Here is a 15,499-nt window from a genome sequence, read left to right on the forward strand (position 1 = left end):
GCCGGCGGCCCGCCCCGTGCGGTGTGATGGTCCCCGAGGCGACCCCCGGGAGGACGGCATGGGCACGGCAGGCGGCGCGAACGGTGCGGACGGCGACGCGGTCGCGCGGGCCGACGCCGAGCTGCTCGAACGGACCCGCTCGGCGCCCGTCCTGGCCGGGACGCTGCCGCACTTCGACCCCGAGGCCGCGCCCGCCGAGCCGGGACCGCTCTTCGCCGAATGGCTGGCGCAGGCGCTGGACGACGGGGTGCCCGAGCCGCAGGTCATGACCCTCAGCACGGCGGGCGCCGACGCGGTGCCCAGCGCCCGCGTGCTCATCCTGCGCGGCATCGACACCGCGGCCTGCGCGTACGACTTCGCGACCGACTCCCGCAGTCCCAAGAGCCACGACCTCGCGGCCAATCCGCAGGCCGCCCTCACCTGGTACTGGCCCGCGCACGGCCGGCAGATCCGCATGGCGGGCCCGGTCACCCTCCTCGGCGAGGACGCCACCCGGCGCGACTTCCTCGGCCGCAGCGAACGCGCCCGCGCCGCCGCTTTCGCCGGCCCCACCAGCGCGCCCCTCGACGGCCCGCACGCCTACCACCAGGCCCTGGACGAGGGCCACCGCATCGTCTCCGCCGAGCCCTCCCGCGTCCCCGCCACCCACACCCTCCACCGCCTCCACGCCCACCGCGTCGAGTTCTTCCAGGCCGACCCCCCACGCTTCCACCTCCGCCTCCTCTACACCCGCACCTCTCCTTCCTCCTGGACCCGCACCCTCCTCTGGCCCTGACGGAACCCCTTCCGCGGTTCCAGCCGCGCCCGGCCCCCCGCACGAGGCCGGTGGCCGCTCGGCCGAGAGCAGAGCTGTGTGTCGACATCCGATCGCTGGGCGGCGTAGCCGAGAGCAACGGCGGCAACCGGTCTTGGGTGCGGCTGGGCGGAGCCGAGCCAGTAAGGCGCGCGGGAAACTGCGCGCCCGGCCAGTGACCGGCCGGCATTCGGCCTCGTGGAGGAACCCTTGCGGCGGGTGGCCGTTGGGGTGCCCTGGTACGGAGCCGAGCTGGTAGGGGCGCGGGGAACTGCGCGGGTACCGGTCACCGGGGGTAGGTCGGCCGGAGTCCGATGGGGGCAGGCGGGTTGCCGAAAGGGGCGCGGGAAACTGCACGCCCGGCCAGTGACCGGCCGGCAGGCGGCACTGTGGAGGAATCCTTGCGGCGGGTGGCCGTTGGGGTGCCCTGGTACGGAGCCGAGCTGATAGGGGCGCGGGGAACTGCGCGCCCGGCCATCCGCCGGGCGGCACGCGGCACCGTGGAGAAACCCCCGCGGCGGGTGGCCGCTCGGCGCCCCGTGACCGCCGTACGGAGCTCGCGTACGGGGACGCGGGGCAACCCCGGCACGTGTGAGCGGGCTTGGCACGGAGTGGGGGCGCGGGGGCGGCCCCCGCGAGGCCCGTACGGGGGACGGGCGGTACCCCGGACACCGTAGAGTGAGCGTCGTGCACAGCTCCGTACTTCCCCCTCCCGCGCGCTGACGCGCGGGCAGGTGCCGCCGGCGACGGGTGAGACCCGCCCGGCGGCGAGGAGTGCTGCCCGCAGACGGTGACACGCACAAGCCGCCTCACCCTTCTCGCGGGAGAAAACCCTTGTCGCACTCGCAGCTCGGCCCTGCCCGGATCACCCCCGGCCGGGGCCTCGTGTACGTCGTGTTCGCCGCCACCGCCTGGGGCACCGCCGGCGCGGCCGCCGCCCTGCTCTACCGGGGCAGCGGACTCGGCCCCTTCGCCCTCACCTTCTGGCGCGCGGCCGGCGGCTTCGTCCTGCTCGCGGCCGTGCGGGCGCTGCGCGGCCGCGCCCACCGCCCGCAGGCGCCCGCACGGACCGACCTGAGGGCGGCCGCCCTCAGGATCGTCGTCACCGGCGCCGGCCTCACCCTCTTCCAGGCCGCCTACTTCTGCGCGGTGAAGTCCACCGGCCTCGCCGTCGCCACGGTCGTCACCCTCGGCTCGGGCCCGGTGATGATCGCCCTGGCCGCGCGCCTGGCCATGGGGGAGCGCCTGGGCCGGGCCGGCGCGGGCGCGGTCGGCGGCGCGCTCGCCGGGCTCGCGGTGCTGGTCCTCGGCGACGGCGGGACAGCCGCCCGCCCCGCCGGCATCGTCCTCGCCTTGCTCTCGGCCGCGGGCTACGCGGGCATCACCGTGCTCACCCGCTGGCACGGCCGTACGGGTACGAACGCCGACCCCCTGGACACCTCGCTGTGGTCCTTCGGCATCTGTGCCCTCGTGCTGCTGCCCGCGGCCTGCTCGCAGGGACTGTGGCCGCACGCCGTGCACACCGGCCGCACCCTGCTGCTGCTCGGCTACCTCGCCTCGGTGCCCACCGCGCTGGCCTACGCGCTGTACTTCGCGGGCGCGGCTGTGCTGCGGGCCGCGACCGTCTCGGTGATCGCCCTGATCGAGCCCGTCTCGGCCGCGGCCATCGCGGTCACCCTGCTCGGCGAGCACCTCACGGCCGCGACCGTGGCCGGCACCGTTGTGCTGCTGGCCGCGGTGACGGCTCTGGCCTGGCAGGAGGCCCGCCAGGCCGCGCGGGAGCGGGCGGTGGCCCCCACACCGGTGTGACAGCGGTGCCTTGACCCGTGGCCCCGCACGCTTGCGGCACCCGCACAGCGCGTGGGGCCGGTGGCGGGTACGGCGGCCCTTGTCCGCTGCGCCTGCGTTCGTGACACCTGGACGCCTGTGAAGCAGGCGAGTCCGTGGAGTCGGTGGCGGGTACGGCGGCCCGTATCCGCCGCGCCCGCACTCGTGACGCCCGCAAGCCGGGCAAGACGCAAGCCCGTTGGAGCCCGCGGCGGTCCGTGCCCGTCGCGCGCCCGCTACCCCCGTGCCAGCTGCCGCAGTTGGTGCGCGCGGGCCGCAGCGTCGTGCGGCCCCCCGCGCTCGGTGAGCAGCGCGGTGACCCGCCGCCGTACCGGCTCCGCCTTGTTCGCGCCGTACTTGAACTTCGCCCGCACCTCGGTGACGTCGATCCGGACACCGCGGATGCCCGCGAGCATGCGGGCGAAGGGCGGCGCGTCCGGGGTGACCGGTGCGGTGCCGCCGCCCGGCTGGAAATGGGCGAGCTGGCGTTCCAGCAGCGCCGACTTGGCCTGCGGGTCGTCCACGAGGTGCGCGGTGCCGAGGAGTTGGACGGCCGCGTAGAAGCTGGTGGGCGTGCCGTGCTCGGGCGGCTCGCCGTCGGGCGCGTGCCAGGGGCCGGGGACGTACGTGTAGTCGTCCACGACGCTCAACGCGACCTGCGGGCACGCCTCCAGCGCGGGCCACACCGGGTTGGGCCGGGCCAGGTGGAGCAGCACCTGCCCGCGCGGTCCGGCGGCCGCGTCGTAGAGGAAGTGCGCCGGCTGGACGAACGGGGGCCCGCCGGCGAGGCCGTTGACGGCGAGCTGGCCGAAGTCGTGGCCGGAGAGCCATTCCTGCCACTCCTCGTCGTCCGCCGCCGCGTCCCAGGGGTGGATGAGCATCAGGCCGGCTCCTTCCGGGCGGCAGCGCGTGCGGTGCCGGGAGCGAGGTAATCCGGCAGCGCGGCAGCGGTGTTGTAGTCGGCGGGCAGCGGCGAGCCGTACGAGGGGGCGACGGGGACCACGCCCGCCCAGTGCGGCAGCGCCAGGTCCTCGGGCTCGTCGTTGGGGCCGCCGGTACGGGACTTGGCCGAGACCTCGCGCAGGTCGAGCCGTATGACGGCGGTGGCGGCCAGTTCCTTGCCGTTCGCCCGGCGCGCGTCGGCCGAACGGCCCGGCACGGCCTGTTCCACGATCGCATCGAGCGCCAGCGACCGCTCTTCGGGGTCGGTGACCTGGTGGGCGGTGCCGTGCACCACGACCGAGCGGTAGTTGATCGAGTGGTGGAAGGCGGACTTGGCGAGCACGAGCCCGTCGAGATGGGTGACGGTCAGGCACACCGCGAGCCCGGGGTCGGCCGCCCCCCGCAGCGGGCGCGAGCCGGTGGAGCCGTGGACGTAGAGCCGCTCGCCGACCCGGGCGTAGAGCGTGGGCAGCACCACGGGGGCGCCGTCGCGCACGAAGCCGAGGTGGCACAGGTACCCCTCGTCCAGGATCGCGTGCACGAACTCCCGGTCGTAGGAAGCCCGTTCGCGCGAGCGGGTGGGCACCGTGCGCTCGGTGGGCGGGTACGGGGGCGGGTCCTCGGGCGCCTGCCCCGCCTCGATCGGTGCAGTGGACGCAGTGGTGGACGCCGTCGACACTTCGGGCGCCGGGAGCGCGGAGCTCATTGGCACTCTCCTTTGCACTAGTGCATACTGTTGTTTGTGATAGGAGAGTATCGAATCACCGGTCGCGGCGCATCGGCGATTGCGGCCGACATCGAGGCAGCCGTGAGCAGCGGCACCCTGCGCCCCGGCGCGCCGCTGCCGCCGCTGCGCGACCTCGCCCGCGACCTCGACGTGAACCCCAACACCGTGGCCGCCGCCTACCGGTTGCTGCGCGACCGCGGCGTCATCGAGACCGCCGGCCGCCGCGGCAGCCGGGTCCGGCCGCGCCCGGCCACCAGCGCCCGCGAGACGATCCGCATCGACGTGCCCGCCGGCGTGCGGGACATCTCCACCGGCAACCCCGACACCGCCCTGCTGCCGCCGCTGGCGGCCGCTCTCGCCGACGCCGCCGCCCAGCACGCCGCCGAGCCCGCCCTCTACGGCGGTCCGCCCATCGACGCCGACCTCGCCCGCCTCGCCCGCGCCGCCTTCGACGAGGACGGCGTGCCCGCCGGGCCGATCGCCCTGACCTCCGGCTCCCTCGACACCATCGAGCGCGTCCTGTCCGCCCACCTGCGCCCGGGAGACGCGGTCGCCGTGGAGGACCCCGGCTGGGGCAGCGTCATGGACCTCGTCCCCGCGCTCGGCCTGCGCCCGGTGCCCGTCGCGCTGGACGACGAGGGTCCGCTGACCCCCGAGGTGGCCCGCGCGCTGGCCGCCGGGGTGCGCGCCCTGATCGTCACCGACCGCGGCCAGAACCCGACCGGAGCCGCCCTGTCGGCCGAACGGGCCGCCGAACTTCGGCAGTTGCTCGCCGCCCACCGCCACGTCGTGGTCATCGACGACGACCACCTGCACGGCCTCGTCGAGCACCCCCTGCACTGCCTGTCCGGCGCCACCGACCACTGGGCCCTGGTCCGCTCCACCGCCAAGGCGTACGGCCCCGACCTGCGGCTCGCCGTCTGCACCGGCGACGAGGTCACCGTCGGCCGGGTGCGCGGCCGACACCGCCTGGGCGCCGGCTGGGTCAGCCACCTGCTCCAGCGCGCGGTCGTCCACCTGTGGCAGAGCGGCGCCGTGGACCCCGCGGCCACCGCCCGCAGCTACACCGCCCGCCGCCAGGCCCTGCTCGACGCCCTTGACCGGCGCGGGGTCGCCGCCCAGGGGCGCTGCGGGATGAACGTGTGGGTGCCCGTCGGCGACGAGACCGGCGCGGTCGCCGGACTGCTGCAGCGCGGCTGGGCCGTCGCGCCCGGCGCCCGCTTCCGCCTGCGCTCGGCCCCCGGCATCCGCCTGACCGTCTCCCCGCTGACGGCCGCGGACGTCGGACCGCTCGCCGACGCCGTCGCCGCCGTCCTGTCGCGGGCGGGCGCGCAACGGCTGGGCTGACCGCGACGGCCCGGGTCGGCACCGGTGCGGCAGGGCCGAGGCACGTACGGCTCCCGTCCCAGCGCAGTCGGCTTCCGGTTCCGGCCCGAGGCCGCGCACGTACGGCTCCCGTCCCAGCGCAATCGGTTTCGGGTTCGGGCCCCGGGCCGACGCCGGGCGCGTACGGTTCCCGCAGTACCCCGTCCGGCGCCCTCCCCGCAGCCCTCGCGCGGCACCCGTCCGCCCTACCTCGCCCCCGTACGCAGCCCGGGCCCCCGTACCCTGGTCCCCGTGCTGCATCTGTGCTTCGTCTGCTCGGGCAACATCTGCCGGTCGCCCTCCGCCGCACTCGTCGTCGCCGAACACCTCCGCCGGGAGGGGCTGGACGACCGCGTGCGGGTGACCAGCGCCGGCATCGGGCCCTGGCACGTGGGCGAGCCCATCGACGCCAGGGCGGGCGAGGTGCTGGCCCGGCACGGCTACCCGGTGGAGCACGTGGCCGCGCAGGTCGGCGCGGAGCACTTGGACGCCGACCTGTTCCTCGCCATGGACCGCGGGCACGACAAGGCGCTGCGCCGGCTCGTCCCCGACCCCTCGCGGGTCCGCCTCATGCGCTCCTTCGACCCCTCCGCGCCCGCCGGCGCCGAGGTCCCCGACCCGTACTACGGCGGCCCGGACGGCTTCGAGGAGGTGCTGGCCATGATCGAGGCGGCCACACCCGGCCTGCTCGACTGGGTCCGCGAGCACCTGGGGGTGTGAGCCCGGTGCCGGACAGCGAGGAGCCCTTGGCGGCCGCAGCCCGGCTCACCGGGCAGCAGGTCAATGGCGGGCGGCGGCTCACCGGCGCCCTCACCGCGGCGGTGCTGGCGGACGGCACGGAGGTCGTCGTCAAACGCGGCGAGAGCCGCCGTGCGGTACAGGCCGAGGCCGCGGGGCTGCGCTGGCTGGCCGAGCCCGGCACGGTGCCCGTGCCCGAGGTCCGCGGCGCCGACGACGCCTGGCTGGTCACCACCCGGGTCCCCGACGGCCGGGCCACCGCGAGCGCCGCCGAGCGCTTCGGCCGCGGCCTCGCCGCCCTGCACGCCGCCGGCGCCACGGCCTTCGGCTCCCCGCCCCCCGGGGGACCGCAGCACGCCACCATCGGCCGCGCCCCCATGGACAACACCCCGGGCGGCGACTGGCCGCAGTGGTACGCCGAGCGCCGCGTCCTGCCCTACGTGCGCGCGGCCGTGGACGCGGGCACCCTGGGGCCGGCCGAGGCGCGCACCTTCGAGCAGGTCTGCGAACGGCTGCCGGAGCTGGCCGGGCCCGCGGAACCGCCCGCCCGGCTGCACGGCGACCTGTGGAGCGGCAACGTCCTGTGGTCCGCCGACGCCTGGCTCATCGACCCGGCCGCGCACGGCGGCCACCGCGAGAGCGACCTCGCCATGCTCGAACTCTTCGGCTGCCCGCACCTGGACACCGTCCTGGCCGCCTACGACCGGGCCGCCCCGCTCGCCCCCGGCCGCACTGCCCGCGTCCCCCTCCACCAGCTCTTCCCGCTGCTGGTCCACACCGTCCTGTTCGGCCGCTCCTACGCCGGCCAGGCCCTGCACGCGGCCCGCGCGGCACTCGCGCTCTAGGGCGTCTCTGACAAATCCCGCCTGGGCGGCGGGGTCTGGCACGCACGCTCGCTGCGTTGTCGGTCGTCGGCGCAGCCCTCCCCCTGAGCCTGCGGCCAGGGAGGTACCCCCAGCGCTCTCTCCCCCTGGGCCTTGCGGCCCGGGAGGTACCCCCACCCTCCGCCTTGCGATCGCACGCACCAGACCCCGCCGCCCCCGCCCTCACGGGCGGACGCCGCTATTTGTCAGAGACGCCCTAGCCGCGCCCGGAGCCGGACGCGGGCCGCGTGTCCCCCCGGCCCCGCGGCTTCGGGCGGCGCTGGGTGAGGGCCGCGCCCGCGAGGGTGACGGCCGCGCCCACCGGCTCGTTCCAGGACAGCGACTCGCCCAGCAGCAGCACCCCGGCGGCGGTGGCCACGATCGGGATCAGATAGGTCACCATCGCGCCGATCGTCGGCCCCTTCTCGGCGACCAGGCCGTACTGCACGAGGAAGGCCAGCCCCGTGCCGAGCGCGCCCAGGGCGACCACCGACAGCACCGGGCGCAGCGGATAGGAGGAGGGCATCGAGGTGACGAACGGGGTGAGCGCGAGCACTTGGAGGGCGCCCAGCAGGAGCTGGCCGGTGGACATCGCCAGGTGCGAGCTGCCGCCCCCGGACAGGGTGCGCCGCACGTACGCCCAGCCGACCGCGTAGCTGCACGCCGCCGTCAGCGCAATCACGGTGCCCTTCGGGTCCTCCCCGGAGAAGCCCTGCCAGGCGCCGAGCACGATCAGGACGCCGACGAAGCCGACGCCGACACCCGCGAACCGCTGCCGCGAGGGCCGGTCCTCGGAGAGGGCGACCAGCGAGACCAGCATCGAGAACAGCGGGGTGGCCGCGTTGCACATCCCGGCGAGCACCGAGGAGATGGTCTGCTCCGAGGTGGCGAACAGGCTGAACGGCAGTGCGTTGAGGAAGAAGGCCGCGACGCACAGGTGCAGCCAGGTGCGCCCCGACCGCGGCAGCCGCTCGCGCTTGACCACCACGGCGACGGCGAGCACCGCGGTGCCGAACACCAGCCGTCCCAGGGTCACCTGGAGCGGGGCGAACGCCTCGTTGCCCACCTTCATGAACAGGAAGCTGAAGCCCCACACCAGCCCGAGCGCGGCGAACCGCACCCGCCAGTCCAGCAGCCCGCGCAGCGCCGGGCGGACGGCGCTGCCCGCTGTGGCCGCCACTTCCGCCGGGGCCGCCGCTCGGCTTTCCACCGCGGCTCGGGAAGCTGCTCCCGAAGGCGCTTCCACGGGCGGCACGGCAAGGCTGCGGCTCTCGGCGGGTGTGCTCATGGCGACACCTTGGCGGCTCACACGTCGTAGCACAAGCGAGAATTCGTGAGCCGACGACGTAGCATCTCTAACATGTTGAGTCTGGAGCGGCTACGGGTCCTGCACGCCATCGACACCTACGGCTCGGTGAGCGCCGCCGCCGACGTTCTGGGCGTCACCACCTCGGCGATCTCCCAGCAGATGGCCAAGCTGGAGCGCGAGACCGGCCAGACCCTGCTCGGGCGCAACGGCCGCGGGGTGCGGCTGACGGACGCCGGGCGGCTGCTGTCCGGGCACGCCGAGCGCATCCTCTCGCTGGTCGAACTCGCCCACGCCGACCTGGAGGCGCACCGCGGCGCCGCCGTCGGCGAGCTGGTCGCGGGCGCCTTCCCCACCGCCGTGCGCGGCCTGCTGCCCGCCGTGCTGCGCCGGCTGCGGGCGGACCACCCGCACCTGCACACGGTCGTCCACGAGCTGGAGCCGATGGACGCGCTGGCGCGGCTGGCCCGCGGCGACATCGACCTCGCGGTGGTCCTCGACTGGTACAACAAGCCGCTGTCGCTGCCGCCCGGGCTCGCCAAGGCCCCGCTGGTGGACGACATCGTGGACGTCGCGCTGCCGGCCGGCCACCGGCTGGAGGACCGGGCGGAACTCGACCTCGCCGAACTCGCCGACGAGGACTGGATCGCCTGGCCGGACGGCGGCCTGTGCCAGGAGTGGCTGCTCTTCACGCTGCGCGGCAAGGGCATCGAACCGCACGTGGTCCACCGCGCCATGGAGCACGCGACCGTGCTCGCCCTGGTGGCCGCGGGGCTCGGCGTCGCGGTGATGCCGCGGCTCGGCCGCGACCCGATGCCGCCCGGCGCCCGTATCGTCCCCGTCCGGCACACCATGCGCAGGCACGTGTACGCGGTCTGGCGCGAGGACGCCGACCGCCGTCCGGCGATCCGGGCCGCCGTGGACGCGCTGGCCGCCTGTGGGGCGGACCTGGCCGAGGGGTGACGGGCCGGGCAGCGGCCGCGTCGGCGCGGCCGGATGGACGCGGGGCTCGGGGCGGCGGCGGGCCGGGCGGAGGAAGCGGAGGAAGCGGAGGAAGGAGAACGCCGCCGCGGGCACCCGCGAAGGGTGCCCGCGGCGGCGCGGAGCCGGTCCGGGACCAGGGCCCGCCCCCGGGAAGCCCGGACCGGCCGATCGAGGGGCCGCGCGGCGCGCGGCCCGGGCGGGCTCAGGCCAGGGTGATCTCGCCGCCGGAGACGGTGACCTGCTTGGCCGGGAGCGGTGCGGTGGCCGGGCCGTTGGCGACGCTGCCGTCGGCGATGTGGAAGCCGCTGCCGTGGCAGGGGCAGTGGATGACGCCGCCGGAGACCTGGGCGACCGTGCAGCCCTGGTGCGTGCACACCGCGGAGAAGCACTTGAAGGTGCCGGCCGTCGGCTGGGTGACCACGACCTTCTGGGCGTCGTAGATCTTGCCGCCGCCGACCGGTACGTCCGAGGTCTTGCCCAGCGGCGTGCCGCCCGAGCCACCGGAGCCCGACGGGCTCTGCGTCCCCGTCGAGGTGTCGGAGGGAGCGCTCGACCCGCCCGAGCCGGCTCCCGCGGACGCGGTGTCCGAGGCCGAGTCGTCGGAGGAGGAGCCGGAGCCGCCGCAGGCCGTCAGCACGGCGGCGAGCCCGGCCCCGCCTGCCGCCGCGACCACGCCGCGGCGGGTGAGGAACTCGGGGGAGCGGGGGGATTCGGCCATGGTGCATTCCTGTTCCGCCGATGGAGCCGGGCGGCGGGGCTACGCCGCCCGGCACGCGTTGTCACGCGTGCCCTCTCATACGGCGGCCGGCGGCGAGGTGTTCAACGAGGCGCGAAGAAATCCCAACTGGTGCCTCAGCAGCCCTTCCATCGCCACGGGGTCGCTGGGCGCGTGGGTGGCCTGCGAGAGCGGCAGCACCTGGTGGTAGCGGCCCGCGGCCAGCAGCGCGGCCGACATCCGCAGGGTGTGCGCGACCACCACGTTGTCGTCGGCCAGGCCGTGCACCAGCAGCAGCGGGCGGCGCAGCGAGGCCGCCTCGCCGATGGGCGAGGAGCGCTCGTAGGCGGCCGGGTCCTCGTCGGGGTGGCCGAGGAACCGCTCGCGCCAGTGCGTGTCGTACAGCCGCTGGTCGCTGGGGCCCGCGCCGCTGATCGCGGCGTGGAAGACATCGGGGCGGCGCAGCACGGCGGCCGTCGCCAGGGTGCCGCCGAAGCTCCAGCCGCGGATCGCCACCCGGTCCAGGTCCAGGTCGGGACAGGCCGCGGCGGCCGCGTGCAGCGCCGTCACCTGGTCCTCGACCGGCTTGCCCAGCGAGTCCTTGTGGATGCTCTTCTCCCATCGCGGCCCGCGCCCGGGGGTGCCGCGGCCGTCGGCGACCACGACCGCGAAGCCCTCCTCGGCGAACCACTGCGCGGTCAGCAGCGCCGAGGTCCGGGCCCGCAGCACCAGTTGCTGGGCCGGGCCGGCGTAGGGCGCCATCAGCACCGGCAGCCGGCCGCTGCCGGGCTCGTACCAGGAGGGGAGCAGCAGCACCGTGCGGATGCCGTGCCCGCCGGCCGTGAGCCAGGTCGGGCGCAGCCGCACCACGGGCTCGGCGGCCAGGCACTCCACCGCCAGCTCCTCGCCGCCGGCACGCAGCCGGAAGGTGTGGCCGTCCTCGGTGTGCGAGGCCAGCAGCAGCCCGTCGCCGGCCCGCTGCCCGGTGTGCACCCCGGGGCCCTCGCTGAGCCGCACCGCGCCCGCCCCGGGGTCGTAGGACCACAGGTGCTCCTCGGTGGGCTCCTCGCTCCCGACGAACAGCACGGACTCCCCGTCCACGGAGACGACCTCGTGCACCTGCAGGCCCTCGGGTGTGACCGGGCGGCCGCCGACCGACAGGTGCCGGGTGTCCCCCTCGTCGGCGGTGCCGACCAGCGCCCCCGAGGCGGTGCGGGCCGGGGTGCCGACGACGATCTGCACCCAGGCCGGGTCCCGCCGCTCGTGCAGCACGCGGGTGGCGCCGGTGTCCGGGTCGGCCGCCAGCAGCAGCAGGCTGCGCTGGTCGCGGCTCTGCACGCCGAGCAGCGGGCCGTGCGCGTCCCACGCCACGGAGGTCAGGTACTCGTACCCCTTGCGGTCCCAGACGACCTCGGCGCGGGTGCCGCCGGTGCCCAGGACGTGCAGGGTGACCTCCGCGTTGGCGGTGCCCGCGGCGGGGTAGGCCAGCTCGCGCGGCGGGCGGGCCGGGTCGGCCGGGTCGGCGATCCACCAGCGCGTGACGGGCGAGGTGTCCACCCGGGCCGCCAGCAGCCGCTCGCCGTCCGGTGCCCACCAGTGGCCGCGGTAGCGGTACATGGACTCGGCGGCCACGTGCTCGGCCAGGCCGTAGGTCACCTCGGCGGCCTCCGGTACCGCGAGCGCCCGGTCGGCGCCGGTCTCCAGGTCGACGACGTGCAGGGCGCCGCCGGTGACGTAGGCGACGCGGCGCCCGGTCGGGTCGAGCCGCGGGTCCACCACGGGCCCGGCGGTCGCCACCGGGCGCGGCTCGCCGCCGGTGAGGTCCAGCCGCCACAGGGCGCCGTCGACGGCGAAGACGGCCCGGCGCACGGCGGTGTCGGTGCTGTAGGCGGTGATGCCCGAGGTGCGCTCGCGGGCGCGCTCGCGCCGGACCCGTTCCGCCTCGGGCACCTCGCCCGGGGCGCCGCCGAGCGCGGCCGGGTCGGCCAGCAAGTGCTCGCCGGCTGCGTCCACCCGCCACAGGCAGCCCGTGCCGTCCTGCGGGCCGCGGGTGCGCAGGAAGAGCGCCGAGCGGCCGTCGGGGGCGAGGACGAAGGCCCGCGGGACGCCCAGCGAGAAGCGGGCGGTGCGGGCGTACTGGGCGGGGAAGCCGTGGCGGCCGGCCGTGGTCCCGGGTGCGGGGGTCGTGTCCATCCGGACAGTCTCCCGGTCCTGGGCGGCCTCCTCCACCGCTTAACCTGGGGGGATGTTGAGAGAGGTGACGGGCATCCGCTACGTGACGCCGCTGCGCGAGGGCGGCTCGGTGCCCGGGGTGGTCGAGGCGGACGACCTCGGCACGTACGTGGTGAAGTTCAGCGGCGCCGCCCAGGGCCGCAAGGCGCTGGTCGCCGAGGTGATCGCGGGGGAGCTCGGCCGGCGGCTGGGCCTGCGGGTGCCGGAGCTGGTGCGCTTCGACTTCGACCCGGTCATCGCGCTCGGCGAGCCCGACGAGGAGATCCAGGACCTGCTCAAGGCGAGCGGCGGCCTCAACCTCGGGATGGACTTCCTGCCCGGCTCGCTCGGCTTCGACCCGCTGGTGTTCACCGTCGACCCGGTCGAGGCGAGCCGCGTCGTCTGGTTCGACGCCCTGATCGGCAACGTGGACCGCTCCTGGCGCAACCCCAACATGCTGGTATGGCACCGCGACGTGTGGCTCATCGACCACGGCGCCTCCCTCATCTGGCACCACAACTGGCCCTCCGCAAAGGCCGCTTCGGCCAAGCCGTACGACGCCTCGGACCACGCGCTGGCCCGCTTCTCGCCCGAACCGGCCGCCGTGGCACCGCAGATGGCCGCGCAGGTGACCCCCGAGCTGCTGGCGGAGGTGACCGCGCTGGTGCCCGACGAGTGGCTGGTCGACGAGCCCGGCTTCGGCTCGCCCGACGACGTACGCGCCGCCTACCGCGAGTTGCTGGCCGCGCGGGCGGCGGACATCCACACCCGCATCACCACCGGCCGCAGCCGCGAGCAGCAGCCGCCGCCGGAATGGCTGCGCACCTGGGTCGAGGGGAAGAACGCGCGATGAGCGGCCGGGACGTCTTCGAGTACGCGCTGCTGCGCGTGGTGCCGCGGATCGAGCGCGGCGAGATGATCAACGCCGGGGTGCTCGTCTACTGCCGGGCCCAGACCTACGTCGGCGCCCGGGTGCACCTGGACGAGGGGCGGCTGCGCTGCCTGGACCCGCAGGTGGACGTCGAGGGCGTGCGGGCGGCGCTGCGCGGCTACGAGGGGATCTGCGAGGGCGGCGAGCGCGCGGGCCAGGCGGCCGGCGAGGACCCCGGGCGGCGGTTCCGCTGGCTGACCGCGCCGCGCAGCACGATCGTCCAGCCCGGCCCCGTCCACACCGGGCTCACCGCCGAGGCGGACAAGGAGGCCGACCGGCTGCTGCGGCTCCTGGTGCACTGACCCGGCGGGGCGCCACACCCGCGGCGGCATGCCGTTGACACTGGGTCATCGTGATCCTACGGTTTCCGGCGGGACCTACTAAGCGGTCGCTCATGTGCGCGGACGACGTACGGGCGGCCGGCCGGCCGGGCGTGAGGAGAGACAGATGCCGAGCAGCGAGCAGCGGGTGGCGATCGTGACCGGGGCCGCCCGCGGGATCGGCGCCGCCACCGCGGTGCGGCTGGCGGCCGAGGGGCGGGCCGTGGCCGTCCTCGACCTCGACGAGAGCTCCTGCAAGGAGACCGTCGAAACGATCACCGCGGCCGGCGGGAAGGCGCTCGCGGTGGGCGCGGACGTCTCCGACGAGGCCCAGGTCGAGGCCGCCGTCGCCCGCGTCGCCCAGGAGCTGGGCGCCCCGACGATCCTGGTCAACAACGCCGGCGTGCTCCGCGACAACCTGCTCTTCAAGATGTCGGCCGCCGACTGGGACACGGTGCTCGGCGTGCACCTGCGCGGCGCCTTCCTGATGACCCGCGCCGTCCAGAAGCACATGGTGGACGCCAAGTTCGGCCGCGTGGTGAACCTGTCCTCCTCCTCGGCGCTGGGCAATCGCGGCCAGGCCAACTACTCGGCCGCCAAGGCGGGCATGCAGGGCTTCACCAAGACCCTCGCCATCGAACTGGGCAAGTTCGGCGTCACCGCCAACGCGGTCGCCCCCGGCTTCATCGCCACCGACATGACGGCCGCCACCGCCGCCCGGGTCGGCATGGGCTTCGAGGAGTTCCAGGCCGCGGCCGCGAGCCAGATCCCGGTCCAGCGGGTCGGCGTCCCCGACGACGTGGCGGGCGCCATCGCCTTCTTCACCTCCGACGCGGCCGGCTTCGTCTCCGGCCAGGTGCTCTACGTCGCCGGCGGCCCGCTCGACTGACGCCCACCCCGCCCCCCGACCGCCCCCCGACTGCGAAGGCACCCCTTTCACCATGACCGAACTCCCCCCGGACAGCGGGCGCGTGGCGATCGTCACCGGCGCCAGCCGCGGCATCGGCTACGGCATCGCCCAGGCGCTCGTCGCCCGCGGCGACCGCGTCTGCATCACCGGCCGCAACGAGGACGCACTCAAGGAGGCCGTCGAGCGGCTCGGCGCCGACCGCGCGATAGGCGTGGCCGGCAAGGCCCACGACGAAGCCCACCAGGCCGCCGCCGTCGAACGCACCATGGAGGCGTTCGGCCGCGTCGACTACCTCGCCAACAACGCCGGCACCAACCCGGTCTACGGCCTGCTCGCCGAGGTCGACCTCGCCGTCGTCCGCAAGGTCTACGAGACCAACGTCGTCTCCGCCCTCGGCTTCGCCCAGCAGACCTGGAAGGCGTGGCAGAAGGAGAACGGCGGCGCGATCGTCAACATCACCTCGATCGCGGGCCTGGCCCCCTCCCCGTTCATCGCCGCCTACGGCATGAGCAAGGCCGCGATGGCCAACCTCACCGTGCAACTCGCCGCCGAACTCGCCCCCGGCGTACGGGTCAACGCGATCTCGCCCGCCGTGGTGAAGACGAAGTTCGCCGCCGCGCTCTACGAAGGCCGCGAGGAGGAGGCGGCCGCCGCCTACCCGCTGCGGCGGCTCGGCGTGCCCGAGGACATCGGCGGCGCCGCCGCCTTCCTGCTCTCCGACCAGGCCGCCTGGATCACCGGCCAGAACCTGGTGATCGACGGCGGCCTCTTCCTGCACGCGGGCGGCGCCTGACCTGCGGGCCCGGGGGAGCAGGCCAGGCGCGGGCGCGGCACTGTCGGTGGGGCGCGGTACGTTCGGGGCAGTAA

General features: G+C 75.6%; 15 protein-coding genes. 10 read left to right on the plus strand and 5 right to left on the minus strand.

Annotated features, from left to right (window positions below; translation table 11 throughout):
- Positions 1-58 precede the first annotated feature (58 nt).
- Both BLR33_RS25830 and BLR33_RS25835 read left to right on the plus strand, forming a co-directional pair.
- A complete protein-coding gene (locus tag BLR33_RS25830; RefSeq protein WP_093787010.1) occupies positions 59-775 on the plus strand; it encodes a pyridoxine/pyridoxamine 5'-phosphate oxidase in 717 nt (238 codons plus the stop codon).
- An 852-nt stretch (positions 776-1,627) separates the two neighbouring features.
- A complete protein-coding gene (locus BLR33_RS25835) occupies positions 1,628-2,602 on the plus strand; it encodes a DMT family transporter (RefSeq protein ID WP_093787011.1) in 975 nt (324 codons plus the stop codon).
- Between the two features lie 254 nt (positions 2,603-2,856).
- On the opposite strand, the gene BLR33_RS25840 is transcribed toward BLR33_RS25835, so the two are convergent.
- Together BLR33_RS25840 and BLR33_RS25845 are read right to left on the minus strand one after the other, a co-directional pair.
- Complete coding sequence (locus BLR33_RS25840; RefSeq protein ID WP_093787012.1) at positions 2,857-3,501, minus strand: FMN-binding negative transcriptional regulator; 645 nt, start codon at positions 3,499-3,501, stop codon at positions 2,857-2,859.
- Positions 3,501-4,268, minus strand: coding sequence for a pyridoxamine 5'-phosphate oxidase family protein (locus BLR33_RS25845; protein ID WP_093787013.1), 768 nt, complete (start codon positions 4,266-4,268; stop codon positions 3,501-3,503). The genes BLR33_RS25840 and BLR33_RS25845 overlap by 1 nt, the downstream gene beginning before the upstream one ends.
- 36 nt (positions 4,269-4,304) lie before the next feature.
- On the opposite strand from BLR33_RS25845, the gene BLR33_RS25850 reads away from it, so the two are divergent.
- The 3 genes from BLR33_RS25850 (at position 4,305) to BLR33_RS25860 (ending at position 7,237) form a co-directional block, all read left to right on the plus strand.
- Entirely contained in the window at positions 4,305-5,636 is a 1,332-nt protein-coding gene (locus tag BLR33_RS25850) for an aminotransferase class I/II-fold pyridoxal phosphate-dependent enzyme (RefSeq protein ID WP_093787014.1), read from the plus strand.
- Positions 5,637-5,909: 273 nt separating this feature from the next.
- Entirely contained in the window at positions 5,910-6,374 is a 465-nt protein-coding gene (locus tag BLR33_RS25855; RefSeq protein WP_093787186.1) for a low molecular weight protein-tyrosine-phosphatase, read from the plus strand.
- A 5-nt stretch (positions 6,375-6,379) separates the two neighbouring features.
- The gene (locus tag BLR33_RS25860) at positions 6,380-7,237 is read left to right on the plus strand and encodes a fructosamine kinase family protein (RefSeq protein WP_093787185.1); all 858 of its coding nucleotides are present in this window, start codon (positions 6,380-6,382) and stop codon (positions 7,235-7,237) included.
- 235 nt (positions 7,238-7,472) lie between these two features.
- On the opposite strand, the gene BLR33_RS25865 is transcribed toward BLR33_RS25860, so the two are convergent.
- Positions 7,473-8,543: a DMT family transporter gene (locus tag BLR33_RS25865; RefSeq protein WP_093787015.1), complete on the minus strand. Its 1,071-nt coding sequence runs from the start codon at positions 8,541-8,543 to the stop codon at positions 7,473-7,475.
- A 72-nt stretch (positions 8,544-8,615) separates the two neighbouring features.
- On the opposite strand from BLR33_RS25865, the gene BLR33_RS25870 reads away from it, so the two are divergent.
- A complete protein-coding gene (locus tag BLR33_RS25870) occupies positions 8,616-9,524 on the plus strand; it encodes a LysR family transcriptional regulator (RefSeq protein WP_093787016.1) in 909 nt (302 codons plus the stop codon).
- A gap of 223 nt (positions 9,525-9,747) precedes the next feature.
- Here the strand turns inward: BLR33_RS25870 and BLR33_RS25875 are convergent, their stop codons facing one another.
- A complete protein-coding gene (locus BLR33_RS25875; RefSeq protein WP_093787017.1) occupies positions 9,748-10,263 on the minus strand; it encodes a Rieske (2Fe-2S) protein in 516 nt (171 codons plus the stop codon).
- A gap of 75 nt (positions 10,264-10,338) precedes the next feature.
- On the minus strand, positions 10,339-12,453 hold the full coding sequence (locus BLR33_RS25880) for a S9 family peptidase (RefSeq protein ID WP_093787187.1): 2,115 nt from the start codon (positions 12,451-12,453) through the stop codon (positions 10,339-10,341).
- A 52-nt stretch (positions 12,454-12,505) separates the two neighbouring features.
- Here BLR33_RS25880 and BLR33_RS25885 point away from each other — a divergent pair, with 52 nt between their 5' ends.
- The 4 genes from BLR33_RS25885 to BLR33_RS25900 all read left to right on the plus strand — a co-directional run bounded on the left by BLR33_RS25885 (position 12,506) and on the right by BLR33_RS25900 (position 15,425).
- On the plus strand, positions 12,506-13,324 hold the full coding sequence (locus BLR33_RS25885) for a HipA family kinase (RefSeq protein WP_093787018.1): 819 nt from the start codon (positions 12,506-12,508) through the stop codon (positions 13,322-13,324).
- On the plus strand, positions 13,321-13,704 hold the full coding sequence (locus tag BLR33_RS25890) for a DUF3037 domain-containing protein (RefSeq protein ID WP_093787019.1): 384 nt from the start codon (positions 13,321-13,323) through the stop codon (positions 13,702-13,704). Before BLR33_RS25885 ends, BLR33_RS25890 begins: the two co-directional genes overlap by 4 nt.
- Before the next feature lie 145 nt (positions 13,705-13,849).
- Positions 13,850-14,611, plus strand: coding sequence for a 3-oxoacyl-ACP reductase FabG (fabG, locus tag BLR33_RS25895; RefSeq protein ID WP_093787020.1), 762 nt, complete (start codon positions 13,850-13,852; stop codon positions 14,609-14,611).
- A gap of 52 nt (positions 14,612-14,663) precedes the next feature.
- A complete protein-coding gene (locus BLR33_RS25900; protein ID WP_093787021.1) occupies positions 14,664-15,425 on the plus strand; it encodes an SDR family oxidoreductase in 762 nt (253 codons plus the stop codon).
- The last annotated feature ends 74 nt before the right edge of the window (positions 15,426-15,499 follow it).

The organism is Actinacidiphila guanduensis (genome assembly GCF_900103985.1).
Classification (GTDB): Bacteria; Actinomycetota; Actinomycetes; order Streptomycetales; family Streptomycetaceae; genus Actinacidiphila; species Actinacidiphila guanduensis.

What these genes read in the sequence shown, in the direction of transcription:
- BLR33_RS25830 (WP_093787010.1), top strand. Translation starts at nt 59, where the DNA reads ATGGGCACGGCAGGCGGCGCGAACGGTGCGGACGGCGACGCGGTCGCG.
- BLR33_RS25840 (WP_093787012.1), bottom strand. Translation starts at nt 3,501, where the DNA reads ATGCTCATCCACCCCTGGGACGCGGCGGCGGACGACGAGGAGTGGCAG.
- BLR33_RS25845 (WP_093787013.1), bottom strand. Translation starts at nt 4,268, where the DNA reads ATGAGCTCCGCGCTCCCGGCGCCCGAAGTGTCGACGGCGTCCACCACT.
- BLR33_RS25865 (WP_093787015.1), bottom strand. Translation starts at nt 8,543, where the DNA reads ATGAGCACACCCGCCGAGAGCCGCAGCCTTGCCGTGCCGCCCGTGGAA.
- BLR33_RS25870 (WP_093787016.1), top strand. Translation starts at nt 8,616, where the DNA reads ATGTTGAGTCTGGAGCGGCTACGGGTCCTGCACGCCATCGACACCTAC.
- BLR33_RS25875 (WP_093787017.1), bottom strand. Translation starts at nt 10,263, where the DNA reads ATGGCCGAATCCCCCCGCTCCCCCGAGTTCCTCACCCGCCGCGGCGTG.
- BLR33_RS25880 (WP_093787187.1), bottom strand. Translation starts at nt 12,453, where the DNA reads ATGGACACGACCCCCGCACCCGGGACCACGGCCGGCCGCCACGGCTTC.
- BLR33_RS25885 (WP_093787018.1), top strand. Translation starts at nt 12,506, where the DNA reads ATGTTGAGAGAGGTGACGGGCATCCGCTACGTGACGCCGCTGCGCGAG.
- BLR33_RS25890 (WP_093787019.1), top strand. Translation starts at nt 13,321, where the DNA reads ATGAGCGGCCGGGACGTCTTCGAGTACGCGCTGCTGCGCGTGGTGCCG.
- fabG (WP_093787020.1), top strand. Translation starts at nt 13,850, where the DNA reads ATGCCGAGCAGCGAGCAGCGGGTGGCGATCGTGACCGGGGCCGCCCGC.
- BLR33_RS25900 (WP_093787021.1), top strand. Translation starts at nt 14,664, where the DNA reads ATGACCGAACTCCCCCCGGACAGCGGGCGCGTGGCGATCGTCACCGGC.